The organism is Streptomyces sp. NPDC002536 (assembly GCF_053594995.1).
On sequence record NZ_JBSFWU010000033.1, the window covers coordinates 26,181 to 53,117 of the forward strand.

General features: G+C 71.3%; 27 protein-coding genes. 12 read left to right on the forward strand and 15 right to left on the reverse strand.

Going from position 1 to position 26,937, the window contains the following annotated elements:
• Positions 1 to 64: 64 nt before the first annotated feature.
• Positions 65 to 1,600: a peptide MFS transporter gene (locus ACWD4B_RS14995; protein WP_451421120.1), complete on the reverse strand. Its 1,536-nt coding sequence runs from the start codon at positions 1,598 to 1,600 to the stop codon at positions 65 to 67.
• 472 nt (positions 1,601 to 2,072) lie between these two features.
• Between ACWD4B_RS14995 and ACWD4B_RS15000 the strand changes: the two genes are divergently transcribed.
• Positions 2,073 to 2,753 carry a response regulator transcription factor gene (locus tag ACWD4B_RS15000; protein ID WP_171084139.1) on the forward strand — a complete coding sequence of 227 codons (681 nt, stop codon included), beginning with the start codon at positions 2,073 to 2,075 and terminating at the stop codon, positions 2,751 to 2,753.
• 10 nt (positions 2,754 to 2,763) lie between these two features.
• A complete protein-coding gene (locus ACWD4B_RS15005; protein ID WP_451421121.1) occupies positions 2,764 to 4,008 on the forward strand; it encodes an ATP-binding protein in 1,245 nt (414 codons plus the stop codon).
• A 56-nt stretch (positions 4,009 to 4,064) separates the two neighbouring features.
• Here the strand turns inward: ACWD4B_RS15005 and ACWD4B_RS15010 are convergent, their stop codons facing one another.
• Positions 4,065 to 4,571, reverse strand: a complete 507-nt coding sequence (locus ACWD4B_RS15010; RefSeq protein WP_451421122.1) for a GtrA family protein — start codon at positions 4,569 to 4,571, stop codon at positions 4,065 to 4,067.
• A 144-nt stretch (positions 4,572 to 4,715) separates the two neighbouring features.
• Here ACWD4B_RS15010 and ACWD4B_RS15015 point away from each other — a divergent pair, with 144 nt between their 5' ends.
• From ACWD4B_RS15015 to ACWD4B_RS15025, 3 genes are read left to right on the forward strand one after another with little or no spacing between them, the layout of a single operon-like run.
• Entirely contained in the window at positions 4,716 to 5,912 is a 1,197-nt protein-coding gene (locus ACWD4B_RS15015) for a 5-(carboxyamino)imidazole ribonucleotide synthase (RefSeq protein WP_451421123.1), read from the forward strand.
• Positions 5,909 to 6,445 (forward strand): 5-(carboxyamino)imidazole ribonucleotide mutase, encoded by a 537-nt coding sequence (purE, locus tag ACWD4B_RS15020; protein ID WP_451421124.1) that lies wholly within the window; start codon positions 5,909 to 5,911, stop codon positions 6,443 to 6,445. The genes ACWD4B_RS15015 and purE overlap by 4 nt, the downstream gene beginning before the upstream one ends.
• A gap of 11 nt (positions 6,446 to 6,456) precedes the next feature.
• Positions 6,457 to 7,650, forward strand: coding sequence for a dipeptidase (locus ACWD4B_RS15025; RefSeq protein ID WP_451421125.1), 1,194 nt, complete (start codon positions 6,457 to 6,459; stop codon positions 7,648 to 7,650).
• Between the two features lie 70 nt (positions 7,651 to 7,720).
• Here the strand turns inward: ACWD4B_RS15025 and ACWD4B_RS15030 are convergent, their stop codons facing one another.
• Positions 7,721 to 9,061 carry a UDP-glucose dehydrogenase family protein gene (locus ACWD4B_RS15030; protein ID WP_451421126.1) on the reverse strand — a complete coding sequence of 447 codons (1,341 nt, stop codon included), beginning with the start codon at positions 9,059 to 9,061 and terminating at the stop codon, positions 7,721 to 7,723.
• 145 nt (positions 9,062 to 9,206) lie between these two features.
• Between ACWD4B_RS15030 and ACWD4B_RS15035 the strand changes: the two genes are divergently transcribed.
• A complete protein-coding gene (locus ACWD4B_RS15035) occupies positions 9,207 to 10,364 on the forward strand; it encodes an acyl-CoA dehydrogenase family protein (protein ID WP_451421127.1) in 1,158 nt (385 codons plus the stop codon).
• Between the two features lie 45 nt (positions 10,365 to 10,409).
• On the opposite strand, the gene ACWD4B_RS15040 is transcribed toward ACWD4B_RS15035, so the two are convergent.
• Positions 10,410 to 10,574: a hypothetical protein gene (locus ACWD4B_RS15040; RefSeq protein ID WP_414168885.1), complete on the reverse strand. Its 165-nt coding sequence runs from the start codon at positions 10,572 to 10,574 to the stop codon at positions 10,410 to 10,412.
• Positions 10,575 to 10,747: 173 nt separating this feature from the next.
• On the opposite strand from ACWD4B_RS15040, the gene ACWD4B_RS15045 reads away from it, so the two are divergent.
• On the forward strand, positions 10,748 to 11,104 hold the full coding sequence (locus ACWD4B_RS15045) for a hypothetical protein (RefSeq protein ID WP_414168884.1): 357 nt from the start codon (positions 10,748 to 10,750) through the stop codon (positions 11,102 to 11,104).
• Positions 11,101 to 11,349 carry a hypothetical protein gene (locus ACWD4B_RS15050; protein WP_414168883.1) on the forward strand — a complete coding sequence of 83 codons (249 nt, stop codon included), beginning with the start codon at positions 11,101 to 11,103 and terminating at the stop codon, positions 11,347 to 11,349. Before ACWD4B_RS15045 ends, ACWD4B_RS15050 begins: the two co-directional genes overlap by 4 nt.
• Before the next feature lie 24 nt (positions 11,350 to 11,373).
• Here ACWD4B_RS15050 and ACWD4B_RS15055 read toward each other — a convergent pair whose 3' ends face one another.
• The gene (locus ACWD4B_RS15055) at positions 11,374 to 11,856 is read right to left on the reverse strand and encodes an ATP-binding protein (RefSeq protein ID WP_451421128.1); all 483 of its coding nucleotides are present in this window, start codon (positions 11,854 to 11,856) and stop codon (positions 11,374 to 11,376) included.
• Between the two features lie 185 nt (positions 11,857 to 12,041).
• Positions 12,042 to 12,410: an STAS domain-containing protein gene (locus ACWD4B_RS15060; protein WP_451421129.1), complete on the reverse strand. Its 369-nt coding sequence runs from the start codon at positions 12,408 to 12,410 to the stop codon at positions 12,042 to 12,044.
• 247 nt (positions 12,411 to 12,657) lie between these two features.
• On the opposite strand from ACWD4B_RS15060, the gene ACWD4B_RS15065 reads away from it, so the two are divergent.
• A complete protein-coding gene (locus tag ACWD4B_RS15065; RefSeq protein ID WP_451421130.1) occupies positions 12,658 to 13,548 on the forward strand; it encodes an RNA polymerase sigma factor SigF in 891 nt (296 codons plus the stop codon).
• 477 nt (positions 13,549 to 14,025) lie between these two features.
• On the opposite strand, the gene ACWD4B_RS15070 is transcribed toward ACWD4B_RS15065, so the two are convergent.
• Positions 14,026 to 14,505 carry a hypothetical protein gene (locus ACWD4B_RS15070; RefSeq protein WP_451421131.1) on the reverse strand — a complete coding sequence of 160 codons (480 nt, stop codon included), beginning with the start codon at positions 14,503 to 14,505 and terminating at the stop codon, positions 14,026 to 14,028.
• Positions 14,506 to 14,825: 320 nt separating this feature from the next.
• On the opposite strand from ACWD4B_RS15070, the gene ACWD4B_RS15075 reads away from it, so the two are divergent.
• Together ACWD4B_RS15075 and ACWD4B_RS15080 are read left to right on the forward strand one after the other, a co-directional pair.
• A complete protein-coding gene (locus ACWD4B_RS15075; RefSeq protein WP_451421132.1) occupies positions 14,826 to 15,641 on the forward strand; it encodes a hypothetical protein in 816 nt (271 codons plus the stop codon).
• A gap of 68 nt (positions 15,642 to 15,709) precedes the next feature.
• Complete coding sequence (locus ACWD4B_RS15080; RefSeq protein ID WP_451421133.1) at positions 15,710 to 16,006, forward strand: hypothetical protein; 297 nt, start codon at positions 15,710 to 15,712, stop codon at positions 16,004 to 16,006.
• Between the two features lie 293 nt (positions 16,007 to 16,299).
• Here the strand turns inward: ACWD4B_RS15080 and ACWD4B_RS15085 are convergent, their stop codons facing one another.
• Positions 16,300 to 17,430, reverse strand: a complete 1,131-nt coding sequence (locus tag ACWD4B_RS15085) for a hypothetical protein (RefSeq protein WP_451421134.1) — start codon at positions 17,428 to 17,430, stop codon at positions 16,300 to 16,302.
• Between the two features lie 60 nt (positions 17,431 to 17,490).
• On the opposite strand from ACWD4B_RS15085, the gene ACWD4B_RS15090 reads away from it, so the two are divergent.
• Positions 17,491 to 18,000 carry a nitroreductase/quinone reductase family protein gene (locus ACWD4B_RS15090; RefSeq protein ID WP_451421135.1) on the forward strand — a complete coding sequence of 170 codons (510 nt, stop codon included), beginning with the start codon at positions 17,491 to 17,493 and terminating at the stop codon, positions 17,998 to 18,000.
• On the opposite strand, the gene hutI is transcribed toward ACWD4B_RS15090, so the two are convergent.
• From hutI to ACWD4B_RS15125, 7 genes are all read right to left on the reverse strand, one after another.
• On the reverse strand, positions 17,940 to 19,106 hold the full coding sequence (gene hutI / locus ACWD4B_RS15095; protein WP_451421136.1) for an imidazolonepropionase: 1,167 nt from the start codon (positions 19,104 to 19,106) through the stop codon (positions 17,940 to 17,942). The genes ACWD4B_RS15090 and hutI overlap by 61 nt on opposite strands.
• 32 nt (positions 19,107 to 19,138) lie before the next feature.
• The gene (locus ACWD4B_RS15100; RefSeq protein ID WP_451421148.1) at positions 19,139 to 20,497 is read right to left on the reverse strand and encodes a formimidoylglutamate deiminase; all 1,359 of its coding nucleotides are present in this window, start codon (positions 20,495 to 20,497) and stop codon (positions 19,139 to 19,141) included.
• Entirely contained in the window at positions 20,494 to 21,681 is a 1,188-nt protein-coding gene (locus ACWD4B_RS15105; protein ID WP_451421149.1) for an allantoate amidohydrolase, read from the reverse strand. Before ACWD4B_RS15105 ends, ACWD4B_RS15100 begins: the two co-directional genes overlap by 4 nt.
• An 80-nt stretch (positions 21,682 to 21,761) precedes the next feature.
• Positions 21,762 to 23,426 carry a urocanate hydratase gene (hutU, locus tag ACWD4B_RS15110; RefSeq protein ID WP_451421137.1) on the reverse strand — a complete coding sequence of 555 codons (1,665 nt, stop codon included), beginning with the start codon at positions 23,424 to 23,426 and terminating at the stop codon, positions 21,762 to 21,764.
• A gap of 70 nt (positions 23,427 to 23,496) precedes the next feature.
• The gene (locus tag ACWD4B_RS15115) at positions 23,497 to 24,927 is read right to left on the reverse strand and encodes an FAD-dependent oxidoreductase (RefSeq protein ID WP_451421138.1); all 1,431 of its coding nucleotides are present in this window, start codon (positions 24,925 to 24,927) and stop codon (positions 23,497 to 23,499) included.
• Entirely contained in the window at positions 24,924 to 25,475 is a 552-nt protein-coding gene (locus ACWD4B_RS15120; RefSeq protein ID WP_451421139.1) for a (2Fe-2S)-binding protein, read from the reverse strand. The genes ACWD4B_RS15115 and ACWD4B_RS15120 overlap by 4 nt, the downstream gene beginning before the upstream one ends.
• Positions 25,466 to 26,659 carry an NAD(P)/FAD-dependent oxidoreductase gene (locus ACWD4B_RS15125; RefSeq protein ID WP_451421140.1) on the reverse strand — a complete coding sequence of 398 codons (1,194 nt, stop codon included), beginning with the start codon at positions 26,657 to 26,659 and terminating at the stop codon, positions 25,466 to 25,468. Before ACWD4B_RS15125 ends, ACWD4B_RS15120 begins: the two co-directional genes overlap by 10 nt.
• Between the last annotated feature and the right edge of the window lie 278 nt (positions 26,660 to 26,937).

Here is a 26,937-nt window from a genome sequence, read left to right on the forward strand (position 1 = left end):
CGGCCCGGAATGCAAAGCGCCCCCGGCGCGAGAACGCGCCGGGGGCACTCGGGTGCGGGGTCCGTCAGCGGACGTCGCCCATCAGGCCCTCGATCTTCTTGCGGTACATGAAGATCGCGAGGCCGGCCAGGACGGCGGCGGCCGCCTCGCCGAGGATCACGCCGATCCCGTCGAGGTTCACGCCCGCCGTGGCCAGCAGGGTCATGGTGCAGTCACCGGCGGTGACGGCGAGGAACCAGACACCCATCATCTGGCTGGCGTACTTCTGCGGCGCCATCTTGGTGGTCAGCGACAGGCCGACCGGGGACAGGCACAGCTCACCCATGGTCTGGACCATGTAGATCATCAGCAGCCAGGCGGGGCTGACCGTCTTGCTGTCCGTCGCCATCGACAGCGGGATGGCGAAGATGACGAACGAGGCACCGGCGAAGAGCATCGCCGTGGCGAACTTGACCGTGGTGCTCGGCTCGCGGTCGCGCTTGGACAGCCACATCCACAGCGAGGCGAAGACCGGCGCCAGGGCCATGACCCACAGCGGGTTGACCGACTGGAACCAGGTCGACGGGAAGCCGATGCCGAAGACGTTGTCGGCGGTCTTCTTCTCGGCGAAGGTCGACATCGTCGAGCCCGCCTGGTCGAAGATCATCCAGAACACGGCGGCCGCCACGAAGAACCAGATGTAGCCGCTGACCTTGGTCTGCTCGGTGTCCGAGAGCTCCTTGTCGCGCTTGATGCGGACGAGGACGGTGATCGGGATGACCAGACCCACCAGGGCGAGCGGGACCGTGGCCCAGTTCATGGTGAAGTGACCGGTGCCGGCGACGATGCCGTAGAAGACGGCGGCGATGGCGAGCCAGATCAGGCCCTTCTTCAGCCAGGAGGCGCGCTCCTCGGCCGTCAGCGGGGTCGGGACCTGGCTGCTGCGGGCGTCCAGGTGACGGGTGCCCCACAGGAAGAAGCCCAGGCCGATGGCCATGCCGACGGCGGCGATGGTGAAGCCGAGGTGCCAGTTGACCTTCTGGCCGACGGTGCCGATGATCAGCGGCGCGGCGAAGGCACCGATGTTGATGCCCATGTAGAAGATCGTGAAGCCACCGTCACGGCGCGGGTCCTTGGGACCGTCGTAGAGGTGGCCGACCATCGTGGAGATGTTGGCCTTCAGCAGACCGGAACCGACCGCGACCAGCGCGAGGCCGGCGAAGAAGGTCGGCTTGCCGGGAATGGCCAGCATCAGGTGGCCGCACATGATGACGCTCGCCGCCACGGCGACCGTCTTGCGCGGACCCCAGATACGGTCGCCGATCCAGCCACCGGGCATGGCGAGCAGGTACACCATCGCCACGTAGATGGAGTAGATGGCCACCGAGCTCGCCTGCGGCATGGCCAGACCGCCGCCCTGGCTGCCGGGCTTGGCGTCGGGGCCGCCGGCGATCAGGTAGACGACGAGAAGGGCACGCATGCCGTAGTAGCTGAAGCGCTCCCACATCTCCGTCATGAAGAGCGGGGCCAGGCCGATGGGATGGCCGAGGAAGGTCTTCCCGCTCGCGGCCGGAGAGGTCTTCTCCGCCTCGGCAGTGCCCTTCGTCAGGCTGGACGCCATGGTCGATCCTTGAGTGCTCGGGACGCGCGTAGAGCTGGGGCGCGCCCGGGTGGGGGTAGGCCGGCACCGGTTACAGCGCTGCCCGCCCCCACGCCCAAGGGGTTCGGCTCCTCACGACGAGGACCCGGCAGGACAGCCGTACTTCCGGGATCCACGCCCCCGCGCATCCTCGCGCGGCGGACCCGGCCGACAGGTCATTCACTGTGACAGGACCAGGGGTACCCGGCCCTGCACACAACAGGGACCTCCGGCGAAGTGTGTGGCCCAGCCGAAAGTCCCCCTTGTGCTACAGACGTTCCCAGCACCATACGTCAGACCCTGCCCGCTTATGGAAGCCGTTGAGACATGGATCACAGGCGGGCCGGGAACCGTTCGCGCTTGTTCGATGGTGCTAACACTTCTGTTGGAGTGTTGCCCCGGGTAGCCCTGAGTACTCCTCTGACGTGCGTCCGGGCGGACTACCATTCCTGGCATGACCCGAGTACTGCTCGCCGAGGATGACGCCTCCATCTCGGAACCGCTCGCACGCGCGCTGCGCCGCGAAGGGTATGAGGTGGACGTACGCGAAGACGGTCCCACGGCGCTGGACGCCGGCCTCAAGGGAGGGGTGGACCTGCTCGTCCTCGACCTCGGACTGCCCGGCATGGACGGACTGGAAGTCTGCCGCCGGCTGCGCAACGAAGGCCACGGCTTCCCCGTCCTGGTGCTCACCGCCCGCGCCGACGAGGTGGACACCGTCGTCGGCCTGGACGCCGGCGCCGACGACTACGTCACCAAGCCCTTCCGCCTGGCCGAACTGCTCGCCCGCGTGCGGGCCCTGCTCCGCCGCGGCACCGTCGAGTCCCACCAGCAGCCCCCCGCCACCCACGGCGTCCGGATCGACGTCGAGTCCCACCGCGCCTGGATGGGCGACGAGGAACTCCAGCTCACCGCGAAGGAGTTCGACCTGCTGCGCGTCCTCGTCCGGGACGCCGGCCGGGTCGTCACCCGTGACCAGCTGATGCGCGAGGTCTGGGACACCACCTGGTGGTCCTCCACCAAGACCCTGGACATGCACATCTCGTGGCTGCGCAAGAAGCTGGGCGACGACGCCGCCAACCCGCGCTACATCGCCACCGTCCGCGGCGTCGGCTTCCGCTTCGAGAAGAGCTGACCCCCGCACAGTGCGTCGCCGACTGATCAACTCCACGCTCGCCGTCGTCCTGGTCGTGATCGCCGTCTTCGGCATCTCGCTCGTCATCGTCGAGACCCGCACGATCGAGAGCAGCGCCCAGGAGAGCGTCCAGACCGAGGCCGTGCGCCTGACGGGCATCGTCGACTCCCGGCTGCTCGGCGGCGAGCGCGTGGAGTCCGGGGTGCTGCGCGAGCAGTTCACCCCGGACCGGTACGCCCGGATCGAGATTCCGGGTCGGCCGGTCATCGAGCTCGGTGACCGGCCGACCGGTGGCGTGATCACGGCGACGGAGAAGGGGGAGCAGGGCGAGACCGTCCGCGTCGAGCAGTCCCGCTCCGCGGTCAGCCGGGAGGTCGGCCGCACCCTGCTGGTGATCCTCACGGTGGCGCTGCTGGCCGTGGTGGCCGCGGTGTTCCTCGCCGTGCGCCAGGCCAACCGGCTCACCGCCCCGCTCATCGACCTCGCCGAGACCGCCGAGCGGCTGGGCTCGGGCGACCCCCGCCCCCGGCACCGCCGCTACGGGGTGCCCGAGCTGGACCGGGTCGCCGACGTGCTGGACAGCAGCGCCGAGCGGATCGCCCGGATGCTCACGGCGGAGCGGCGGCTGGCCGCCGACGCCTCGCACCAGTTGCGCACTCCGCTGACCGCCCTGTCGATGCGGCTGGAGGAAATCACCCTCACCGACGACCCGGACACGGTCAAGGAAGAGGCCACGATCGCGCTCACCCAGGTCGAGCGGCTCACCGACGTCGTCCAGCGGCTGCTCACCAACTCCCGCGACCCGCAGTCCGGTTCGGCGGTCACCTTCGACCTCGACGAGGTCATCAAGCAGCAGATCGAGGAGTGGCGCCCCGCCACACGCGGCAGCGGCCGGGCCCTGGTGCGCTCCGGCAAGCAGGGCCTGCAGGCCGTGGGCACCCCCGGCGCGGTGTCCCAGGTGCTGGCGACACTCATCGAGAACTCGCTGATGCACGGCACCGGAACGGTCGCCCTGCGCACCCGCGTCACCGGCAACCAGGCCGTCGTCGAGGTCACGGACGAGGGGCCGGGCGTCCCGTCGGACCTGGGCGCGCGGGTCTTCGAGCGGACGGTCAGCGGCCGCAACTCCACGGGCCTGGGCCTGGCCGTCGCCCGCGACCTCGCGGAGGCGGACGGCGGCCGCCTGGAACTGCTCCAGCAACGCCCGCCGGTCTTCGCGTTGTTCCTGTCGATGGGCGCGGACCCGGAGGAGTAGCCGCGCCCCCTAAGGGGCGCGGGGAACTGCGCGAGCAACCCCCACCGTGCCGCAGGCTACCGACGCGCCCCAACACGCTCCGGCGCCTCCGCCAAGAAGGACTCGGCCGTCTCAACGGCCGCGCGCGCCGGAATGGCCCGGAACACCCAGGTCCGGTAGGACCAGAACCGGAAGACGGTACCCAGCCCGAGCCCCACGACGTTCTTGGCGATGTTGTCCGCCAGCGGCGACGTGAGGTCGAGGCCGTAGTGCGACAGCGCGAGGATGCCGTTCTCGATCACCAGGCCGACGCCGCTGAACAGCAGGAAGAGCGTGAGCTCACGGCTGCGCCGGCTCCGGTCGCAGTCGCGGTAGGTCCAGTAACGGTTGCCGACGTAGTTGGCGCCGATCGCCACGACGGTGGCGATCACGCCCGAGCGCACCACGGCGAGGTGCAGGCTGTGGATGCAGAGATTGAAGACGACGAGGTTGACCACGCATCCGATGGCGCCGACGGCGCCGAACTTCGCGATTTCGCGGGCCAGCCGCTCCAGCCGGGAACGCACTGTGCGCCGTTGAGTCATGTCGTTCATGCTAACCAGCGCCGTGCTGCGGCAAGCCGGGGAGTGGGTAAACAGACGGCGAACCCCCGTATTCTCACGCGGATTTCATCCCGCATTCGAGAGGCTTTCGTGCACTGGGGAACCGGACAAAATTGACCTCTCCCGTTGGAGGATCATCCAGGAGGGGCGAGAGTGGTTCGTGCGTACGGATACCCTGGTCGCGTGACGTTCCCGGTAGTCGGCATGGTCGGCGGCGGCCAGCTCGCCCGTATGACCCACGAGGCGGGCATCCCCCTCGGCATCAGGTTCAAGCTGCTCAGCGACACCCCGCAGGACTCTGCGGCCCAAGTGGTCAGCGACGTCGTCATCGGCGACTACCGCGACCTGGCGACGCTTCGTGCGTTCGCACAAGGCTGTGACGTGATCACCTTCGATCACGAGCACGTGCCCACCGAGCACCTGAGGGTCCTGGAGGCCGACGGCATTCCCGTCCGCCCCGGCCCGGAGGCGCTGGTGCACGCCCAGGACAAGGGCGTGATGCGGGCGAAGCTGGACGCCATCGGGGTGCCCTGCCCGCGGCACCGGATCGTCGACGACCCCGCCGACGTGGAGCGCTTCGCCACCGAGGGCGACGGCTTCCCGGTCGTCCTGAAGACCGTGCGCGGCGGCTACGACGGCAAGGGCGTGTGGGTCGTCCGCTCCCCCGCCGAGGCCGCGGACGCGTTCCGCGCGGGCGTGCCCGTGCTGGCCGAGGAGAAGGTCGACTTCGTCCGCGAGCTCGCCGCCAACGTGGTGCGCTCCCCGCACGGCCAGGCCGTCTCGTACCCGGTCGTGGAGTCCGTCCAGGTCGACGGCGTCTGCGACACGGTCATCGCGCCCGCGCCCGGGCTCTCCCCGGACCTGTCCGCGCACGCGCAGCAGCTCGCCCTGAAGATCGCCAAGGAGCTGGGGGTCGTCGGGCACCTCGCCGTGGAGCTCTTCGAGACCCGCGACGGCCGGGTGCTCGTCAACGAGCTGGCGATGCGCCCGCACAACTCCGGCCACTGGACCCAGGACGGCGCGGTCACCTCGCAGTTCGCCAACCACGTCCGGGCCGTGCTGGACCTGCCGCTCGGCGACCCGCGGCCGCGCGCCGCATGGACCGTGATGGCCAACGTGCTCGGCGGCGACTACCCCGACATGTACTCCGCGTACCTGCACTGCATGGCGCGCGACCCGCAGCTGAAGATCCACATGTACGGCAAGGACGTGAAGCCCGGCCGTAAGGTCGGACACGTCAACACCTACGGCGACGACCTGGCGGACGTGCGCGAGCGCGCGAGCCACGCCGCCGGATATCTGCGAGGAACGATCACGGAATGAGCGCTCCCGGCACCACCCCCCTCGTCGGCATCGTCATGGGCTCGGACTCCGACTGGCCCGTCATGGAGGCCGCGGCCGAGGCCCTGGCGGAGTTCGAGATTCCCTACGAGGTCGACGTCGTCTCCGCCCACCGGATGCCGCGCGAGATGGTCGCGTACGGGGAGCAGGCGGCGGGCCGCGGGCTCAAGGCGGTCATCGCGGGCGCGGGCGGCGCTGCCCACCTGCCCGGCATGCTGGCCTCCGTCACCCCGCTGCCGGTGATCGGGGTGCCGGTTCCGCTGAAGTACCTGGACGGCATGGACTCGCTGCTGTCCATCGTCCAGATGCCGGCCGGGGTGCCCGTCGCCACCGTCTCCGTCGCCGGCGCGCGCAACGCGGGCCTGCTGGCGGTGCGGATGCTCGCCGCGCACGACGAGGAACTCCTCGCCCGCATGCGACACTTCCAGGACGAGCTCAACGAGCAGGCCACGGCGAAGGGCAAGCGCCTGCGCGCCAAGGTCGAGGGTGCCACCGGCTTCGGGTTCGGTAAGTGACCATGGTGGGCATGACGTCTGCACACCTTGAGCGCGCCCGCGAGCTGCTTGCCGCGCACCCCGTCGTCGATGGCCACAACGACCTCCCGTGGGCGCTGCGCGAGCACGTCCGCTACGACCTGGACCAGCGCGACATCGCCGCCGACCAGAGCGGCACCGGCCTGCACACCGACCTTCCCCGGATGCGGGCGGGCGGGGTCGGCGCCCAGTTCTGGTCCGTCTACGTCCGGACGGACATGGCGGGCGACGAGGCGGTCAGCGCCACGCTCGAACAGATCGACATCGTGGGGCAGATGGCCGGCCGCTACCCCGGCGACCTGCGCATCGCCCTCACCGCCGACGACATGGAGGCCGCCCGCGCCGAGGGCCGCATCGCGTCGTTGATGGGTGCCGAGGGCGGCCACAGCATCAACAACTCCCTCGCCACACTGCGGGCGTTGCACCGCCTCGGCGTCCGCTACATGACGCTCACCCACAACGACAACGTGGCCTGGGCGGACTCGGCGACGGACACCCCCGTGGCGAACGGCCTGACCCGCTTCGGCGAGGAGGTCGTGCGCGAGATGAACCGCATGGGCATGCTCGTCGACCTCTCGCACGTCTCGGCCGACACGATGCGGGACGCGCTGCGGGTGAGCGAGGCGCCGGTGATCTTCTCGCACTCCTCGTCCCGTGCGGTGTGCGACCACCCGCGCAACATTCCCGACGACGTGCTCGCCGCGCTGCCGGGGAACGGGGGCGTGGCGATGGCCACGTTCGTCCCGAAGTTCATCCTCCCGGCAGCGGTCGCGTGGACCCGCGCCGCGGACGAGAACATGCGCGCCCACGGCCTGCACCCGCTCGACCGGTCGCCGGAGGGCATGGCGGTCCACCACGCCTTCGAGACCACGAACCCGCGCCCGCGCGCGACGCCTTCGACGGTCGCGGACCACCTGGACCACATGCGCGAGGTCGCCGGCATCGACCACATCGGCATCGGCGGCGACTTCGACGGCACGGCGTTCACCCCGGACGGCCTGTCGGACGTGTCGGGCTACCCGAACCTGATCGCCGAACTCCTGCGGAGGGGCTGGTCGGAAGGGGACCTGGCGAAGCTGACGTGGCACAACGCGGTACGCGTGCTACGGGCGTCGGAGGCTGTCGCCTCCGATCTCTCGGCGCGGAGGGGTCCGTCGATCGCGACGATCGAGCAGCTGGACGGCTGAGCGCTTTCGTTTCCCCGCGCCCCGAAAGGGGCGCGGGGAACTGCGCGACCAGCCACGGACGGCCCGCAGGTCACACCCGCGGCCGCCCCATCGCCCGGTACGTCCAGCCGGCGGCACGCCACACCGTGGCGTCGAGCGCGTTACGGCCGTCCAGCAGACGCCGCTCCGCAACAACCTCACCGAGCGCCGCAGGCTCCAGCTCGCGGAACTCGCCCCACTCCGTGAGGTGCAGCACCACGTGCGCCCCCCGGCACGCCTCCAGCGCCGAAGAGGCATACGTCAGGGTCGGGAAGACCCGCCGCGCGTTGTCCATGCCCTTGGGGTCGTAGACCGTCACCTGCCCGCCCTGCAGGTGGATCTGCCCGGCGACGTTCAGCGCCGGCGAGTCCCGGACGTCGTCCGAGTCCGGCTTGAACGAGGCGCCGAGCACGGCGACCCGCTGCCCGAGGAAGCTGCCGCCCACGGTCTCCCTGGCGAGCTCGACCATGTGGGCGCGGCGCCGCATGTTGATGGAGTCGACCTCCCGCAGGAAGGTCAGGGCCTGGTCGGCGCCCAGCTCACCGGCGCGGGCCATGAAGGCACGAATGTCCTTGGGCAGACAACCTCCGCCGAATCCAATACCGGCCCGCAGGAACTTCTTCCCGATCCGCTCGTCGTGCCCGATGGCCTCGGCCAGCTTGGCCACGTCGCCGTCGGCCGCCTCGCAGACCTCGGCCATCGCGTTGATGAAGGAAATCTTGGTGGCGAGAAAGGAGTTGGCAGCCGTCTTGACCAGTTCGGCGGTCGGGTAGTCGGCGACGACGAACGGCGAGCCCTCCGCGACCGGGATCGCGTACACCTCGCGCAGCAGCTTCTCGCCGCGCTCCCCGCCGACGCCGACCACGATCCGGTCCGGCTGCAGGGTGTCCTGGACGGCGAAGCCCTCGCGCAGGAACTCGGGGTTCCAGGCCAGCTCCACGTCGTGGCCGGCGGGGGCGAGCCCGGTCAGCAGCTCCGCGAGCCGGGCGGCGCTGCCCACCGGCACGGTGGACTTGCCGACGACCAGCGCCGGCCGCTTCAGCTGCGGTGCCAGCGCGGCGAAGGCGCTGTCGACGTAGGACATGTCGCACGCGTACTCGCCGTGCTTCTGCGGGGTGTTCACGCAGACGAAGTGGACGTCGCCGAACTCGCCGACCTCCTCCCAGGAGGTCGTGAAGCGCAGCCGCCCGGTGGAGCCCTCGATCCCGGCGACGTGCTTGCGCAGCAGTTCCTCGAGCCCAGGCTCGTACATCGGGACCTTGCCCCGCGAGAGCATCTCGATCTTCTCGGGGACCACGTCCAGGCCCAGCACCTCGAAACCGAGCTCGGCCATGGCCGCCGCGTGCGTGGCGCCGAGGTACCCGGTGCCGATCACAGTGATCTTGAGGGCCATGCGTGTGCTCCATACGTACTACGACACTGGCTGGACTGCGCGCCCGAGCATACGTCCCTGTCGGCAAGCTCACGTAGGCGCACTCCGGAGGGCCGCCCTAGAATCGGGGTTACTAAACGGTAGTTAACTCTCTGGGGAGTACGCCTTGGCGGGATCAAAGGACTTCGACCTGTACCGGCCGTCCGAGGAGCACGACGAGCTGCGCAAGGTCGTACGCTCGCTCACCGAGGCGAAGATCGCTCCGTTCGCCGCCGCGGTGGACGAGGAGGCCCGCTTCCCGCAGGAGGCGCGTGACGCCCTCACCGCGGCGGACCTGCACGCGGTGCACGTCCCCGAGGAGTTCGGCGGCGCGGGCGCGGACGCCCTCGCCACCGTGATCGTCATCGAGGAGGTGGCCCGCGTGTGCGCGTCCTCCTCCCTGATCCCGGCGGTCAACAAGCTCGGCTCGCTGCCGGTGATCCTGTCCGGCTCGGACGACCTGAAGAAGCGGTACCTGAGCCCGCTCGCCAAGGGCGACGCGATGTTCTCGTACTGCCTGAGCGAGCCGGACGCGGGCTCGGACGCGGCGGGCATGAAGACCCGCGCCGTGCGGGACGGCGACCACTACATCCTCAACGGCGTGAAGCGCTGGATCACCAACGCGGGCGTCTCCGAGTACTACACGGTCATGGCCGTGACGGACCCGGAGAAGCGCTCCAAGGGCATCAGCGCCTTCGTGGTCGAGAAGGACGACGAGGGCGTCTCCTTCGGCGCCCCCGAGAAGAAGCTCGGCATCAAGGGCTCCCCCACCCGCGAGGTCTACCTCGACAACGTCCGCATCCCCGCCGACCGCATGATCGGCGAGGAGGGCACGGGCTTTGCGACCGCGATGAAGACCCTGGACCACACCCGCATCACCATCGCGGCCCAGGCCCTCGGCATCGCCCAGGGCGCGCTGGACTACGCCAAGACGTACGTCCAGGAGCGCAAGCAGTTCGGCAAGCCGATCGCGGACTTCCAGGGCATCCAGTTCATGCTCGCCGACATGGCGATGAAGCTGGAGGCGGCACGTCAGCTGACGTACACGGCGGCGGCCAAGTCCGAGCGCCTGGACGGCGACCTGACCTTCTACGGCGCGGCGGCGAAGTGCTTCGCGTCCGACGCGGCCATGGACATCACCACGGACGCGGTGCAGCTGCTGGGCGGTTACGGCTACACCCGTGACTACCCGCTGGAGCGCATGATGCGCGACGCGAAGATCACGCAGATCTACGAGGGCACGAACCAGGTGCAGCGCATCGTGATGGCGCGGAACCTGCCGTAGGGCTTGGCCGAAGCCGTGATGAGCCCCTGCCCTGAGGGCAGGGGCTCAGTGGTGAGTGAGCGCTCCACCGCGCAGGACAGCCCGCTTGGCCGCGACAGCGTCCGGGTCGATCGGTCCGTGCTCGGCCTCGGCTCGTTCCACCAGCTCGCGCAACCGAGCGCGCTCCTGCTGCCGTTGCGCGGAGTCTGCAGGACTGATGCCATCGTGCATAGAGAACTTCTCCCTCTCTCCTTGCTTTCTTGGTGCGCGGCAGCACGCATTGCAGCCCAGCAGCCCGGCTTCCAGCTATGGCCACAGATCGCCACGGATGACCTTCGCGTGGCTACTGTGTACCCACACGCTTCAGCGCCGACGACTGCATCCGCTCGCGAAGGAGCCTCTGCATGAGCGCACACCCGGTGGAACACGGTGACGAGCCGGTCATCGAACGGCCCAAGAGAACCCTGTCCACGCTCAGAGCAGCCCTGGCGCGCCTGGCTCCGTCGATGCTCCCCCTCATGGAGTCCGAACGCGACGAGGTGTTCACTCTCGCGGCAGAGACGCAATCCGTGGGTCCGGTCAACGGCTTCCTGCTCCGCTGGGCCGTAGCCGTGGAGATCGAACGCCACCCCGCGACGGCCCGCAAGCTGCACCGCGCCGAACACCTCGCCCGGACGGCATCGGACGAGGAGACTCTGCGAGCCGCGGCACGAGAGGTGGCCGAGATCAAGGCTGCTGCGCGGCGGGCGGTCGGAACGTGAGCGATGGCTGGACCTGGGAATTCTTGTGGCCGGACACTGAGCTCGATCTTGAGCCGCAGTTTGCAGGCCAAATCAAGGAGCGGGCCCAGGAATTACTGCGGGCAGCAGAAACTCTGTACATCGCCGGAGACCGGTACGAAGGTGGCTCCGTATCGGACACCGCATACGTCGCGGGCGGCATGTTCGACTACCTGATCACCCCCAGGCTCTTGAAGCTGGTCGTGGTGAGCGTCAGCGCCTACTGAACCGGGCGGACCGATCGCTGCCCCCTACGACGGCCCCGCCAGCTCCGCCCACACCGTCTTGCCCACGCCGCCCTCGTGCCGGACCACGCCCCAGTCCAGGCACAGCCGCTGCACGATGAACATGCCGTGTCCGCCCGGGCGGCCGGCGCGGTGCGGGGTGCGGGGGGCCGGGGTGCCGGCGCCCAGGTCGGAGACCTCCAGGCGGAGGACCTTGCCCGCGCGGGTGACGCAGAGCTCCTCCGGGCCGCCGGCGTGCAGGCACGCGTTGGTGACGAGCTCGGAGACGACCAGCAGGACGTCCTCGGCCGCGGCGCGGTGATCGGCCGTGGCCGCCGGGAGCCAGCCCCAGTCGCGCAGGGCCTGGCGCGTGAAGTCACGGGAGAGCGGCACGGCGCCGCTGACGCCGACGAGGCGCAGCCGCCGGCGCTGGCCGTCCGGCTGCGGCGAGCCGTCGGCCTCCGGGCCGGGGTCGTCCGGCGACGGCAGGGACGGCCGAGTCGTGCTCATCAGCGCTTCACCTCACCGATCACCGATTCAGAAGGGGTCATCTCGCACACCACAGGGTCAGCTGTCTCCTGCCCCGGCGAACCGTGAGAACACCCACGCATTCTGCGCGGGTCCTGTGACACAGGTAACGGAGGTAATGGAAGCGACAGCGATGGAGAGTAAGGGATCCGATACGCAGAGCGCCGTCAGTCGACGAGCGCCGCATCGAGCGTGTCGTGGATGGTGAATACGGCCCCGGCGCCCGTGATCTCGAAGACACGGGCGACGACGGACCCCATCGCGGCGAGGTGGACGCCACCGCCGGCGGCCTCGGCCTTGAGCCGGGCGCCCAGGAGCACGTTCAGTCCGGTGGAATCGCAGAATTCGAGCTGCGAGCAGTCGACGACGATGCGCGGAGTGCCGTCCTCGACACTCTTCTCCAGAAGTTCGCGCAGCAGATCCGCCGTGTGGTGATCGAGCTCACCTGCGGGCGTCAGGACCGCGCTTCTCCCGAGATGCCGGAACTCGACTTTCAGCCGACCCCTGCTCGCACTGCCGGCTTTACCGCAGTCCATGCGCATCCCTTCGTGGTGTGCCGCGCGCGCGTGACGCTCCGTGGAACCCTACGCCTTCCATACGCACTCCGGAAGCCGAAGTTCCGGCATAGCCGGTCATATCGGGACAATGCGCACTTGCCATCGCACAGCAAAGACCGGTAGGGCTAGAGGAGGACATCCACCACGGACGGCTTTGGAGGCGCCGCAAACCGCAGCAAAAGGTCACGGCATCGGCTGCCTTATGCCGAGAATGATGGAGGAGACCATGTCACCCCGGCTCGACGAAAAGCGTCCCGATCACCTTCGGGAGACCGCGTCGTCGACAATCCCGCCCGAGCAGAGCGACCCCGGTCTCGCCGGGCTCCCCGAGATACCTCCGTGCGAGGAAATCGGGGCGGTCGACGCAAGGGCGCTGTCCAAGACTCTCTTCGCACGCCTCGAATCGCTCGAAGAGGGAACCCACGAATACGCGTACGTACGCAACACACTCGTCGAACTCAACCTGGCCCTGGTGAAGTTCGCGGCCTCCCGGTTCCGCACCCGCAGCGAACCGATGGAGGACATCATCCAGGTCGGCACCATCGGCCTGATCAAGGCCATCGACCGCTTCGAGCTCAGCCGCGGCGTCGAATTCCCGACCTTCGCGATGCCGACCATCATCGGCGAGATCAAGCGCTTCTTCCGCGACACCAGTTGGTCGGTGCGCGTCCCGCGCCGCCTCCAGGAGCTCCGGCTGGACCTGGCCAAGGCGGGCGACGAGCTGGCGCAGCGCCTCGACCGCTCCCCCACCGTCGCCGAACTGGCCGAACGCCTGGGCCTGTCGGAGGACGAGGTCGTCGAGGGCATGGCCGCGAGCAACGCGTACACCGCGAGCTCGCTGGACGCCCAGACGGAGGAGGACGACACCGAGGGTGCCCTCACGGACCGTATCGGCTACGAGGACCACAGCCTCGAAGGCGTCGAATACGTCGAGTCGCTCAGGCCGCTCATCGCCGAACTCCCGCCCCGGGACCGGCGGATCCTCTCCCTGCGCTTCGTGGCGAACATGACGCAGTCGGAGATCGGCGAGGAGCTGGGCATTTCCCAGATGCACGTGTCACGGCTGCTGTCGCGGACGCTGGTGAAGCTGCGGCGAGGGCTGTTGACGGAGGAGTAGATCTCGAACCCGCCGGGGGGACGGACTTCCGGGCTGCTTTTGTCTTGTGCCGCAGAGGACTTCCTCTGCGGCACAAGACGTTTCTGGGATGCTTCCTGGCCGACACAACGCCGGCCTCCTGCTACCGGCGATCCGTCGCTCGTGGATGCGCCGTGCCCGCATAGGTGATCCAGCAAGTTCTGCGAGAGGTGTCCGCGAGGTACCAGATGCGTCCCCCGCCGGTCACCTCGATCTGCCACTGCTCACATATCTGCCCACGGTGGGAGCTGTGCGCAAAGATTCCCTTCAAGCGATGGTGACGTTGCGTCTCCATCGGCGGTCTCGGATCGGTGCGCATGGTGATCCAGGCACGGTAGGTGTTCTGGCGAAACTGCTTAGCCAAAGACTCCCAGCCTTTGGCCGATGCCGCGTCAGCGAACCGGACTTCCCATTCATCGTCCGGCGCAGGAGGTGCAACCCTGTCTCCACGTGCGGGAGTCACACAACCTCCCTGGGCTCGGGCACAGGTCCGTAGTCCTCGTCGTGATCCTTGATCAGGGCTGCTCGGACATCCGGATCCGCGTGTGCCTCGGCCGTGTGCTGCCACGCGATCAGCATCTGGGCAACGACTGAGCTGTTGGCGATGGATTCCCCGGCACGCATGGTGTCGACGAGCTCGACGGCAAAGGCATGGACATCGGAGTCAGGGAGAAAGCGAACCCATGGGAAGGCATCCGGCAGTATGTCCAGGAGCAGCTCCATGCTGCCGGGTTCATGCCGGGCCATCGCGACGAGCATCCGCGTGGCGGCCGACACCACGGTCTGGTCCTGCTCCGCTCTTTCCGCAGTCGTGAGGACCAAGTCTTCCCCGTCCCTGCGACGCAAGAGCAACCTTGGCGTCTCCTTCAGCCGGGCAAGCGTCTGCTTGTTCTTGTTCACCAGCTCGGAGAAGTTCACAGCGGCGTTCTCGGCGCTCATGACTTTGAAGGTAGTTCGAAACACACGCGATGCACCATCGCCCACAAGAGGGACAGAACCCCGGTCACCGACGCCCGGCCGGATCGAGTCGCCCACGACACGGTTGTCCGCGAACCGGCCTGGCACGACGCCCCGTTGAAGAACTGGAAGAGAACCAAACCCCACCAACCCGGCGCACGTCACTCCATCAGGTGACTGCGTGGCAGATGCGGGCGGCGGCACGGTACGTTCGCGGCACAACCTCAGACAGACGACGGCCCCCGGCCGGGAGTGGCTTCCCGATCGAGGGCCTGATCATCCAGGAAGACGAGACCTTCCCAATGACTGATGCGCAGTCTATCGCGCACGCCTCGGCGTGCGCCGACGTACCGCGAGCCGGAGTCACGCACATCCGACACCGGCACGACACGAACTTCACCGTGGTGGGCAACCACCTCGCCCAGCATCCCGACCTGTCCGCCGTCGCGATCGGCATCGGCGTCTACATCCAGTCGTTGCCGGACGGCGCCCGCATCGGCATCAAGGACCTCACCCGGCGCTTCCGCGAAGGCGAGATCGTCATCGCGCGGGCGCTGCGGGAGCTGGAGACGGCGGGGTACCTGGAGCGGAAGCGTGTACGGACCGACGCGGGCCGGGTGGTGACCCGGACCAGCTGGTACGAACGTCCCGGCGCCCCGGCCGACTTGATGCCGCCGCCCCGGAAGCCGCGCCGGGCGGACGCCCCGGAGAAGACCGCTCCTCTGCCGCCCGCCGACCCGCCCGCGGCAGAGCTGCTCGCCGGGCTGCGCCGCCGCGACCCGCGGCTGTGGCTCTCGGAGAAGGACGTCCGCCGCCTCTCGCCCGGCGTACGAGCCTGGCTCGACCGCGGCATCGGCCCCCGCCAGATCACCCGCACTCTGACCGCGGGACTGCCGACGGGCGCCATCCCCTGGCCCGCCCGCCTGCTCTCCTACCGCCTCACAGACTGGCTGCCGCCGACGCTGCCGGCACGGCCGGAAGCGCCCTCGGAGCCGCCGTCGACCACCCCGGCACGTCCCCTCCCCTTCCACACCTGCGGCGGCTGCGAACGCGTCTTCCGCGCTGCGGAGCCGGGCCGTTGCCGGGACTGCCGACAAGCGGCGGGCGGGGCGGCGTGAACGGCTGCATCAGCGCGCACAAACCCATTACCGTGGCGGAGAAGGCAGGCGTCAGGAGGTCCACCACCATGACCGCACACCCCATTCACCCCCACTCACCGGAACCCGAGCGGGTGCCCCGCAATTACGACGGAATCGCCAACGCCCTTCAGGGCTCGCGTCGTATGGAGTTCTTCCGCGAGTTCGGCGAAGCCCCACTCGACCAAGCCGAAGCCGTACTGCGCCGCTGGTGGTGCGAAGCAATGCTCGACACGGACCCGAATGCCGATCGCATCCGCGAAGCCGCTCTGGAGGGCACCCTGCCCACGACCACCGTCGAGGACGTCCTCGCCCACAGGAAGGCCCGGGGGCTCCCCACTGACTGAGCACGACCACCAAGAGGGCTGGCCCTGCCTTCTGCCCGATGAAGTCGCGCAATTGCTGGCTGCGCCCACCATCGCCCCTGCCCTCTTCAGCGCAATCCTCGCCCTCACCGTCACGATCAACGAAACCCGGGGTGAAGTGCCTGGCCACACGGCCTCGGCCAAATGGCCTGAGCTACGCCGAGTACCCCTCGGCGCTGATGGGTCCTTAGGGGTCGCCGAATACGCCGTGCTGTCCTACGCGGACGAGCCGCACTGCATCCTCACTCGCGTACAGCCTTGCTGACCGAAGCCGGTCAGACGCCGGGTTCCCCGCCGTCTGCTGCCCCCTCCAACACCCGCAGGATCCGTTCGGCCAGCCGGCTGCGCTCCGGCGAGCGACCGACGAAGCCGCCGGGAGCCAGTTGCGTACGTAACGCCATGGCCAGTCGGCTGCGGTCCGATTGCGCCAAGTACGGCGTCAGCAACTCCGCAGCCACCAAGGCCTGATACTGCTCGAAGGCCGATCGGGCCCGGACGAGGGAATCCAGCACGGCATCCAGGTGCCCGGAGTCCGGTGCACCCTGCATGAGGGCGAGTGCATAAACGCGCTCGCCCTCGCCTCCCCGGCCGAAGAATTCCCGCACCTGCTCCGGGCCGAGGCCGGACTCCCGGGCCGAGGCCCTGGCGGCGTCGACCAGCGCCTGCAGCTGAGTGGTGCGATGGCTGCCCGACGGCATGCGCCGGCGCAGGTCGTCATAGCGCTGCGCTTCCCGCTGCGGAGAACCGAGTTGCTCCAGGGCCAGGGCCCGCAGAGTGTCCGCCTCGTCGTGTTCTCCGCGGTGGGACATATTCTCGGCCTCCACGAAGCTGTGGAGCGCCTTGCTGTCCGCCTCGGACAGCGCCGAGGCGAGGAGCAGCCGGGTGACGAGCCAGCCGCTGAGGAAGCCCAGTATGAGGAACTCCACCACCAGCGCTCCGGCGAAGACCGCGCTGTCGGTCCGCGCGCCGAAGCTCGGGGCCAGGTCCCTGCAGAGTCGTTTGAACAGGCGGGCCAGCGTGCCGAGTTGCGTGAGTCCAGCCCCGATGAGCAGCTTGGTCAGCCAGTCCGAGACCTGCTCCAGGTTGGTGTTGGCCGCGTAGGCGAGCCGGGGTTCCCTGGGCGGGTCGCCGTCCTCGCGCTGAGCCGCCAGAGCGCGGGGCACCCCGAACAGGAAGCCCACTCCTGCCCCGACCACGGTGACCGCTCCGGTGACGAGCAGGCCGGTGCCCATGACGGACAGCGGCTCCCGGCACCGGGACGCGTACAGCACCAGGCTCAGCACGCCCGTCCCCGCCAGGACGGTCGCCACCGTCCCCACCCGGCGGCTGACGCGCGCCGACCGTCCCTCGATCCGCCGCCGGTTGCGCACCGCCGGTAACGCGGGTCTGCTCCGATTGTTCGTCATCCTGTCCCCAGCCGCTCGGGCTTGACCTTCACATTGATGTCAGAACCTAGCGTCGGGGCCATGTCGAGCAACACCGATCCCGCCAACAACAGCAACCCCTTCAACCTCCGCGTCATCGAGGAGTTCCGGGGCAACGGAGGCCGCGTCGGCGGGCAGTTCGCAGGTGTGAAGCTGTTGCTGCTCACCACGCGCGGCGCGCGCAGCGGGCTGCCGAGGACGACGCCGCTGGTGCATCTGCCCGACGGCGAGCGGCTCGTCGTCTTCGCGTCCAACGGCGGCGCACCCACCGCACCCGCCTGGTTCCGCAATGCGATGGCGGCACCCGACGACGTGACCGTCGAAGTGGGCGAGGAGCGCTACGCGGCGCGCGCCCGGCTCGTCGACGAGGCCGAGCACGACGCGCTGTGGGCCCGCCAGATCGCCGCCGATCCCGGCTTCGGCGCCTTCCGGGAACGGGCATTGCAGGCGGGCCGGGCCATGCCCCTCGTTGCCTTGGAGCGCCCCGAGCGTCACACCACCCGTACGCCCCGCTGCCAGACCGCCGAGACCAGCGGGACGCCCGGGCGGTAGGCCAGGTGGACGTGGGACGGGGCGTCCAGGAGCAGCACGTCCGCCCGGGCGCCCGGTGCCACGCGGCCGATGTCCGTGCGGCGCAGCGCCGCCGCGCCGCCCGCCGTGGCGGACCACACCGCCTCGTCCGGCGTCATGCCCATGTCCCGCACTGCCAGCGCGATGCAGAACGGCACGGAACTGGTGAAGGACGAGCCGGGGTTGCAGTCCGTGGACAGGGCGACCGTCGCGCCCGCGTCCAGGAGGCGGCGCGCGTTCGGCCACTGGGCCCGCGTGGAGAACTCCGCGCCGGGGAGCAGCGTGGCCACGGTGTCGCTGCCCGCCAGCGCGTCGACGTCCGCGTCCGTCAGGTGCGTGCAGTGGTCGGCGGAGGCCGCGCCGAGCTCCACCGCCAGCTGGACGCCGGGGCCGTGGCCGAGCTGGTTGGCGTGGACGCGCGGGGTCAGGCCGCGGGCCCGGCCGGCCTCCAGGATCGTCCGGGCCTGGTCGCCGTCGAAGGCGCCCTTCTCGCAGAAGACGTCGACCCAACGGGCGTGCGGGGCACAGGCGTCGAGCATCTCGCCGGTGACGAGGGCGACGTAGGCCTCCGGGTCGTCGGCGAAATCCGGGGAGACGATGTGGGCGCCCAGGTACGTGACCTCGTCCAGGTGGGCGGCGGCGATGCGCAGCGCGCGGGCCTCGTCGGCGGTGGTCAGGCCGTAGCCGGACTTGGTCTCCAGGGTCGTGGTGCCCTGGCGCAGCGCCTCGCGGACGTAGCGCAGGAGGTTGGCCTCCAGCTCCTCGTCCGTGGCGGCGCGGGTGGCGGCGACGGTGGTGCGGATGCCGCCCGCGCTGTAACTCTGCCCGGACATCCGTGCGTTGAACTCCGCGGTGCGGTCGCCCGCGAAGACGAGGTGGGAGTGGGAGTCGACGAAGCCGGGGAGGGCGGCGCGGCCCGCCGCGTCGACGGCGTTGTCAGTGGCGGGTGCTTTCCTGGACTCACCGACCCAGGCGATGCGGTCGCCGTCGACGACGACCGCCGCGTCCTGGACGAGACCGAGCGGGCCTGCACCGAGGGAGGGGTCGTTGGTGACGAGACTGCTGATGTTGGTGATTGCTGTCGTCATCGGGGTGGTTTCTTCCGCCTTCGGCTTCAGCTTCAGTGTCCGTCGGTCAGCGCTGCGATCGCCTCGGCCAGGGCGTGGGGGACGTCCGGGACGAGCTGATGGACCCCGTCGCGGACGACGTGCCGGCCGCCGACCACCGTATGCCGGATGTCCGCTCCGGTCCCGGCGAATACGGCCGTCTCGGCGCCGAGCCGGGGCAGCGGTCCCGCGGTGCGGACGGAGTCCAGTGCCAGCGTGGTGAAGTCGGCGAGCGCGCCCGCCTCCAGCCGGCCCGCCCCGTACCAGCCGAGGGCGGCGTGGCCGTCGGCGGTGGCGGCCCGCAGCAGGGCGGCCGCCGTCCAGTGGCCGCGGGTGCGGGTGCGCAGGCGCTCGTTCAGCTCCATCGCGCGGGCCTCTTCGAGCAGGTCGATCACGGCGTGGCTGTCGCTGCCGAGGGAGAGGGGGGAGCCTGCGCGCTGCAGGGCGACGGCGGGGCCGATGCCGTCGGCCAGGTCGCGCTCGGTGGTCGGGCACATGCAGGTGCCGGTGCCGGAGCCGCCGAGGAGGGCGATGTCCTCGTCGGTGAGGTGCGTGGCGTGCACGGCGGTGGTGCGCGGGCCGAGGACGCCGTGGTCGGCGAGGAGCCGGGCCGGGGTGCAGCCGTGCGCCGCGCGGCAGGCGTCGTTCTCGGCGGTCTGCTCGGAGAGGTGGACGTGCAGGGGGGCCTCGCGCTCCTCGGCCCAGGCGGCGACGGTCGCCAGTCCGTCGGCGGGCACGGCGCGCACGGAGTGCACGGCGGCGCCGATCCGGACGTGGCCGCCGTCGGCGGGCTTGAAGGCGGAGAGCCGGTCGGCCCAGGCGTCCGCCGTGCCGTCGGAGAAGCGCAGTTGGTGGTGGTCGGGAGGCTCGCCGAAGCCCGATGAAAGGTACGCGGTGTCGAGGAGGGTGATGCGGATACCGGCTGCGGCTGCGGCCTCGGTCAGGGCCTCGCCCATGGCGTTGGGGTCGCCGTAGGGCGTGCCGCCGGGGGCGTGGTGGACGTAGTGGAACTCGCCGACGCAGGTGATGCCGGCCAGCGCCATCTCGGCGTAGACGGCGCGGGCGAGGGTGAAGTAGGTGTCGGGGGTGAGGTTCTGGGACGCCTGGTACATCACCTCGCGCCAGGTCCAGAAGGTGCCGGAGCCGACCTGGGTGCGGCCGCGGAGGGCGCGGTGGAAGGCGTGCGAGTGGGCGTTGGCCAGCCCGGGGAGGGTGAGCCCGCGCAGGGTCACCGCTCCCGGGGGCGGGGCGGGCACGTCGGTGCGGACGGCCGTGATGCGGCCGTCGGCCACGTCGACGGCCACGCCCGACTCGACCACGGGGTCGAGCCAGGCGTGCTCGGCCCAGTAGGTCACGGTCTCGGTCGCGGTCACCGGCACGCGAGGCCCTCCAGTACGTCGGCGAGTGCGGTCACTCCGGCCGTGCAGTCGTCCTCGGTCGCCGTCTCGGCGGGCGAGTGCGAGACCCCGGTGGGGTTGCGGACGAAGAGCATGGCGGTGGGGACGGTGCCGGACAAGATACCGGCGTCGTGGCCCGCGCCCGTGGGCAGGACCGGTGCGCCGCCGAGCATCTTGGCCAGCTCGTCGCGCAGGCCGTGGGCGAACTCGACGACGGGGGTGAAGGACTCCCGGGTGACCCGCACGTCCACGCCGTCGCGCTCGCCGCGCTCGACCGCGGCCTGTTCGACGGCGGCGACGACCTCGGCGAGGGTCTCCTCGTCGGCGGCGCGGGAGTCCAGCCAGCCGCGGACGAGCGAGGCGATGGCGTTGACGCCGTTCGGCTCGACGCTCACCTTGCCGAAGGTGGCCAGGGCGCCGGCGAGCCGGGCCTTCTTGCGGGCGGCGAGGACGGTGTTGGCGTAGGTCAGCATCGGGTCGCGGCGGTCCTCGATGCGGGTGGTGCCGGCGTGGTTGGCCTCGCCGTGGAAGTCGAAGCGCCAGCGGCCGTGCGGCCAGATCGCCGACGCGACGCCCACTGCGTGCGGGGTGTCGGCCAGGGCCCGGCCCTGTTCGACGTGCAGCTCGACGAACGCGCCGATGCGGGCGAGGCGTTCGGGGTCGGGGCCGATGGCGTCCGGGTCGTAGCCGGCGCGTTCCATGGCCTGCGGGAGGGTGATCCCGTCTGCGTCGCGGAGCGCGTGGGCCGCCTCCACGGTGAGCTGTCCGGCGGTCAGCCGGGAGCCGACGCAGGCGAGGCCGAAGCGGGCGCCCTCCTCGTCGCCGAAGTTGACGACGGCGAGGGGGCGGTGCGGCTGCGCGCCGCGGGTGCGGAGCTCGTCGAGGGCGGCGAAGGACGACACGACGCCGAGGGGGCCGTCGAAGGCGCCGCCGTCGGGGACGGAGTCGAGGTGGGAGCCGGTGACGACGGCGTCGCCGGCGGCCGGGTCGCCCAGCCAGGCCCACTGGTTGCCGTTGCGGTCCACCTCGTAGGCGAGGCCGCGGCGCTCGGCCTGCGCCTGGAACCAGGTGCGGCAGTCGGTGTCGGCGCCGGTCCAGGCGTAGCGGCGATAGCCGCCCGTGGCCGCGTTGCGGCCGATCGGGAGCAGGTCGTGCCACATCTCGTGGAAGGACGGTGCGGGTCCGTTGTGGCTGGTCGCGCAGTTCCCCGCGCCCCTGACAGGGCGCGGTTGCTCGGTACTCACGCCTGCTCACCCTCGCGCATGGGGACACGGACGCCTCGGGCCTCCGCGACCGCGTCAGCGGCCTCGTAACCCGCGTCCACGTGGCGGATCACGCCCATGCCCGGGTCGTTCGTCAGCACGCGGCGGATCTTCTCGCCGGCCAGTGGTGTGCCGTCCGCCACCGTGACCTGGCCCGCGTGGATCGAGCGGCCCATGCCGACGCCGCCGCCGTGGTGGAGGGAGACCCAGGAGGCGCCGGAGGCGACGTTCACCATCGCGTTGAGGAGCGGCCAGTCCGCGATCGCGTCCGAGCCGTCGAGCATGGCCTCGGTCTCGCGGTACGGGGAGGCCACCGAGCCGCAGTCGAGGTGGTCGCGGCCGATGACGACGGGCGCGGACAGTTCGCCGCTCGCCACCATGTCGTTGAACCGCTCGCCCGCGCGGTCGCGTTCGCCGTAGCCGAGCCAGCAGATGCGGGCGGGGAGGCCCTGGAAGTGGACGCGTTCGCCGGCCATCTTGATCCAGCGGGCCAGGGACTCGTTCTCGGGGAAGAGGTCGAGGATCGCGCGGTCGGTGGCCGCGATGTCCTTCGGGTCGCCGGACAGGGCCGCCCAGCGGAAGGGGCCCTTGCCCTCGCAGAACAGGGGCCGGATGTAGGCGGGGACGAAGCCGGGGAAGGCGAAGGCGCGCTCGTAGCCCGCCAACTGTGCTTCGCCGCGGATGGAGTTGCCGTAGTCGAAGACCTCGGCGCCCGCGTCCTGGAAGCCGACCATGGCCTCGACGTGCTTGGCCATGGACTCACGGGCGCGAAGGGTGAAGTCGGCGGGCTTGTCGGCCGCGTAGGAGGCCATGTCGTCGAAGTCGACGCCGATCGGCAGGTAGGCCAGCGGGTCGTGGGCACTGGTCTGGTCCGTGACGATGTCGATGGGGGCGTTCATCGCCAGCAGCTGCGGGAGGAGTTCGGCCGCGTTGCCGAGGACGCCGATGGACAGCGGGCGGCGGGCGTCGCGCGCCTCGACGGCCAGGTGCAGGGCGTGGTCGAGGGAGTCGGCCTTGACGTCGAGGTAGCGGTGCTCGATGCGGCGCTCGATGGCGCGCGGGTCGCAGTCGATGCAGATCGCGACGCCGTCGTTCATGGTGACGGCCAGCGGCTGGGCGCCGCCCATGCCGCCGAGGCCGGCGGTCAGCGTGATCGTCCCGGCCAGGGTGCCGCCGAACCTCTTTGCGGCGACGGCGGAGAAGGTCTCGTAGGTGCCCTGGAGGATGCCCTGGGTGCCGATGTAGATCCAGGAACCGGCCGTCATCTGGCCGTACATGGTGAGGCCGAGGGCCTCCAGGCGGCGGAACTCCTCCCAGTTGGCCCAGTCGCCGACGAGGTTGGAGTTGGCGATGAGGACGCGCGGGGCCCACTCGTGCGTCTGCATCACGCCGACCGGGCGGCCGGACTGCACGAGCATGGTCTCGTCCTGCTTCAGCGTCTGCAGGGTGCGGACCATCGCGTCGAACGAGCGCCAGTCGCGGGCCGCCTTGCCCGTGCCGCCGTAGACGACGAGCTTGTCGGGGTGCTCGGCGACCTCGGGGTCGAGGTTGTTCTGCAGCATCCGCAGGGCGGCTTCCTGCTGCCACCCCCGGGCGCTCAGCTCGGTGCCTCGCGGTGCTCGCACGGGTCGCGGTCCTGACATGGGGCCCTGCCTCCCAGCCTCGATGGGCGTTCTGAATAGAACACTGCACATCTTGGGCCGGTGAATAGCGCTAGTCAACAGGTGGGGGTTCCGGTTCGTCGTCCGCCGGGCCGGCAGGACCGGCGAGGTCGGCGAGCCGGACGGGGTGGGCCAGGGGGCGCCGGTCCACGGCGAGCGGGTCGGCGGGCGGGTGTCCGAGCAGGCCGGCCGTCAGGTCGGCGGCGTTGCGCCCGCACACCCGGCCCTGGCACGCCCCGAGGCCGACCCGGCAGGTGAGCTTCACGGCCCGCATCCCGTCCGCGCCCCGCCCCAGGACGGCCTCGCACAGCTGCCCGTACGTGACCTCCTCGCAGCGGCAGACGCAGGTGTCCTCGCTCAGCCAGGTCGACCAGCCGTCGCGCAGCGGGTGGGCGGAGGCGAGCGCGGCGGCGAAGCGGCGGCCGGAGCGGACGCGCGCAGCGGCGGCAGCGGCGCGCACGGGGCCGGAGCCGCCGGTGGCGTCCGACGCGGCGGCCAGGCCCGCCAGTTCGCCCTCGGCCGCGGCGGCGGCCGCTCCCCCGATGCCGGTGAGCTCCCCGGCCGCGTACACGCCGGGCACGGAGGTGGCCTGCCGGGCGTCGACGACGACGTGGCCGTCCTGCACGGCACAGCCCGCGGCGAGGGGAAGTTCCAGCTGCGGGGTGAAGCCGTAGCCGACGCACACGGCGTCCACGGGCGCGACGATGCGCTCGCTGCCGGGGACGATGCGCCAGTGGGCGTCCAGGCGGGCGACGGTGACCGCCTCGACGCGGCCGTCACCGTGCGCCGCGACGACTGCGCGGCGGGTGCGGTACGGGACGCGATGCCGGGCCAATTCGACCGCGTATGCGGCGAGTTCGGCCATCCTGACGGGGCCTCCGTCGAACAGTGCCACGAGGGGGCGGCGCAGCCAGCGGGCCGGGGTGCCGGCCTCGTACACGCCCAGCACCCGGGCCCCGGCCCCGAGCAGCGAGGTCGCGACCGGCAGCAGGAACGGGCCCGTCCCGGAGAGCACCGCGCGCCGGCCGACGGCCAGCCGCTGCCCCTTGGCCAGCGCCTGGGCGGCCCCGGCCGTGACGACGCCGGGCAGGTCCCAGCCGGGAAAGGGCAGCGCACGGTCGAAAGAGCCGGTGCACAGCACCAGCGCGTCGGCCAGGAGCGTACGGACCGGCAGCCCGGCGGCGTCGGCGGGGCCCTGCTGGAGGTGTACGAGATGGCTGCCGGTGTGCGGTCCCGGTTCGAGCGCGCAGACGGTGGCGCGGGCCAGGTGCTCGATGCGCGGTTGTGCGGTGACAGCGCGCTCCAGCGGGTGCGCGCGACGCGACCCGGCGCCCACCGCGGGCTGCCGGTGGTACTGCCCGCCGATGCGCTCCCCGCTGTCGACGAGCACCACCCGGGCGCCCCCGCGAGCGGCGCTCAACGCGGCCCGCACCCCGGCGGGCCCGGCCCCCACCACGACGACGCGCGGCGGTAAGCCGCTCACGCACCGCTCCCGGTGCCGGCGGGCCGTCCCGGCGGGTCGTCGGGAGGGGGCGCGGACGGTGTCTCCCCCGCCGGCGGGGGAACGGCGGACCCGGGCGACGCCCCCGTGTCCCGGCCCGACTGCGGCATATCGCCCGGCCGCCCGCCGAGTTGCCCGGCAGGCGGCGCAGCCGGTGCATCGGGGGACGACGCCCCCGGCCATCCGCTCGGCTGCGGAATGGCGCCCGGCACGTCCCTGCCCGGTGCCCCGGCGCGCGGCGCATCGGCGGCCGACGGCTCGCCCTGTGTTCCCCGGCCCGCCGCGGGCGAGGCGGTCTCGATCCGGTCGCCCTCGCGGACTTCGCGTCTGCAAGCCCGCACGCCCGCAAGGCCGTTGACGGTGACGAGGCAGTCGTAGCAGACGCCGATGCCGCAGAACACGCCGCGCGGGCGGCCCCCGTGGCGGGTCTCCCGCCAGGACACGCGGCCCGTCGACAGCAGCACGGCCGCCACGGTCTGGCCGGGGCGGGCCGGGTGCGGAGCGCCGTCCACGTGAACGGTCAGGGGCATGGGTTCTCCTTCGTGAAGCCCGTGAGGCCCGTGAAGCCCAGGCCCGGGCGGGCCACCCGGAACGGCCGGGGGTCGGTGAGCGGGGGCTCGCCGGTGTGCAGCTGGGCGAGGAGTTCGCCGGTCGCCGCGGCGAGGCCGACACCGGCGCCCTCGTGGCCGGTCGCGTGCCAGAGGCCCGGCAGGCGCGGGTCCTCGCCGATGACGGGCAGGTGGTCGGGGGTGTACGGGCGGAAGCCGCCGTACGCGCGCACCACCGGGACGTCCGCGAGCACGGGGAACAGCCGCACCGCGCCGCGCGCCAGGGCGCTCAGCACCTCCAGGCGCAGGGTCCCGTCGAAGCCGCAGCGCTGCCGGCTGGATCCGATCAGCACCGTCCCGGCCGGGGTCGCCTCGATCACGGCCGCCGTGCGCAGCGCGGCGTCCCCGCTGCCGACCGCGGCCGCGTACCCCGCGTCGTACACCTTGTGCCGCACGGTGCCCGGCGGCAGCGGGCCGGTGACCAGGACCGTGCCGCGCCGGGGCAGCACGGGCAGCGGCGCACCGGCCGCCTCGGCGAAGCGGCCGGCCCACGGGCCGCACGCGTTGACGACCGCGTTGCACGGCACCCGCCCGTCGGAGGTGCGCAGGGCCGTGACCCTGCCGCCCGCCCCGGTCTCGACGCCGAGCGCCCTCACTCCCGTACGGACCCCGCCGCCCCGGGCTCGTACGGCGGCGAGCAGCGCGGTCGCGGCGAGCACGGGGTGCAGCTGGGCATCCTGCGGATAGTGCACGGCGGCCCGGACGTCCGGTGTGAGGTGCGGCTCGTACGCGGCCGCCTCGCCCGGCGCGAGGTCGTGCGCCTCGACGCCCGCGGCGCGCTGGGCGGAGACGGCGTCGCCGAGCGCGGCGGCGGCGTCCTCGCCGGTGGCGACGACGAGCCCGCCCTTGGGCTCGTACTCGCACGCGGCGCGCCCGGGCCCGAGCTCCTCGCGCAGCGCGGCCAGGAGTACGGGCCAGCGGCGCAAGGAGGCCTGGGCGAGGGCGAGTTCGGGGCCGGGGGGCTTGTCGGAGACGAGCAGGTTGCCCTCGCTGCGGGCGGTGGTCTCCCCGACGGCCGGCCCCCGGTCGACGACGAGCACGCCCACCCCGCGCCGCCCGAGCGCCTCGGCGCAGGCCGCGCCGACGATGCCGGCGCCGATGACCACGACGTCGGCGCCTTCGCGCTCGCACTGAGCGTCTGAACGAACGTCCTGCCGTAGAACGCGCACGAATCGCACCGCCGTTCCCTGTGGACCGCCGCGAAGCTAGCCGCCTCGCGGCGGGCGGGTCAACACCGCGGGGTGGTGTGCCCCGTCAGGGGCGCGGGGAACTGCGCGATCGGCCACGGCGCGCCTGCAGTCGAAGTCCCGGGGCTTCCGCCCCGGACCCCTGGGGTGGTGCATCGGCTGCAGGCCGGCCTTGGCCGGTCGCGCAGTTCCCCGCG

Excerpts from the sequence above, each read along its gene's own strand:
- ACWD4B_RS15055 (WP_451421128.1), bottom strand. The coding sequence starts at position 11,856 with ATGAGCACGACTCGGCCGTCCCTGCCGTCGCCGGACGACCCCGGCCCG.
- ACWD4B_RS15065 (WP_451421130.1), top strand. The coding sequence starts at position 12,658 with ATGTCACCCCGGCTCGACGAAAAGCGTCCCGATCACCTTCGGGAGACC.
- ACWD4B_RS15040 (WP_414168885.1), bottom strand. The coding sequence starts at position 10,574 with ATGCACGATGGCATCAGTCCTGCAGACTCCGCGCAACGGCAGCAGGAG.
- ACWD4B_RS14995 (WP_451421120.1), bottom strand. The coding sequence starts at position 1,600 with ATGGCGTCCAGCCTGACGAAGGGCACTGCCGAGGCGGAGAAGACCTCT.
- ACWD4B_RS15025 (WP_451421125.1), top strand. The coding sequence starts at position 6,457 with ATGACGTCTGCACACCTTGAGCGCGCCCGCGAGCTGCTTGCCGCGCAC.
- hutI (WP_451421136.1), bottom strand. The coding sequence starts at position 19,106 with ATGACGACAGCAATCACCAACATCAGCAGTCTCGTCACCAACGACCCC.
- ACWD4B_RS15060 (WP_451421129.1), bottom strand. The coding sequence starts at position 12,410 with ATGGACTGCGGTAAAGCCGGCAGTGCGAGCAGGGGTCGGCTGAAAGTC.
- hutU (WP_451421137.1), bottom strand. The coding sequence starts at position 23,426 with ATGTCAGGACCGCGACCCGTGCGAGCACCGCGAGGCACCGAGCTGAGC.
- ACWD4B_RS15045 (WP_414168884.1), top strand. The coding sequence starts at position 10,748 with ATGAGCGCACACCCGGTGGAACACGGTGACGAGCCGGTCATCGAACGG.
- ACWD4B_RS15075 (WP_451421132.1), top strand. The coding sequence starts at position 14,826 with ATGACTGATGCGCAGTCTATCGCGCACGCCTCGGCGTGCGCCGACGTA.
- ACWD4B_RS15000 (WP_171084139.1), top strand. The coding sequence starts at position 2,073 with ATGACCCGAGTACTGCTCGCCGAGGATGACGCCTCCATCTCGGAACCG.
- ACWD4B_RS15080 (WP_451421133.1), top strand. The coding sequence starts at position 15,710 with ATGACCGCACACCCCATTCACCCCCACTCACCGGAACCCGAGCGGGTG.
- ACWD4B_RS15070 (WP_451421131.1), bottom strand. The coding sequence starts at position 14,505 with ATGAGCGCCGAGAACGCCGCTGTGAACTTCTCCGAGCTGGTGAACAAG.
- ACWD4B_RS15010 (WP_451421122.1), bottom strand. The coding sequence starts at position 4,571 with ATGACTCAACGGCGCACAGTGCGTTCCCGGCTGGAGCGGCTGGCCCGC.
- ACWD4B_RS15105 (WP_451421149.1), bottom strand. The coding sequence starts at position 21,681 with ATGTGGCACGACCTGCTCCCGATCGGCCGCAACGCGGCCACGGGCGGC.
- purE (WP_451421124.1), top strand. The coding sequence starts at position 5,909 with ATGAGCGCTCCCGGCACCACCCCCCTCGTCGGCATCGTCATGGGCTCG.
- ACWD4B_RS15120 (WP_451421139.1), bottom strand. The coding sequence starts at position 25,475 with ATGCCCCTGACCGTTCACGTGGACGGCGCTCCGCACCCGGCCCGCCCC.
- ACWD4B_RS15090 (WP_451421135.1), top strand. The coding sequence starts at position 17,491 with ATGTCGAGCAACACCGATCCCGCCAACAACAGCAACCCCTTCAACCTC.
- ACWD4B_RS15030 (WP_451421126.1), bottom strand. The coding sequence starts at position 9,061 with ATGGCCCTCAAGATCACTGTGATCGGCACCGGGTACCTCGGCGCCACG.
- ACWD4B_RS15085 (WP_451421134.1), bottom strand. The coding sequence starts at position 17,430 with ATGACGAACAATCGGAGCAGACCCGCGTTACCGGCGGTGCGCAACCGG.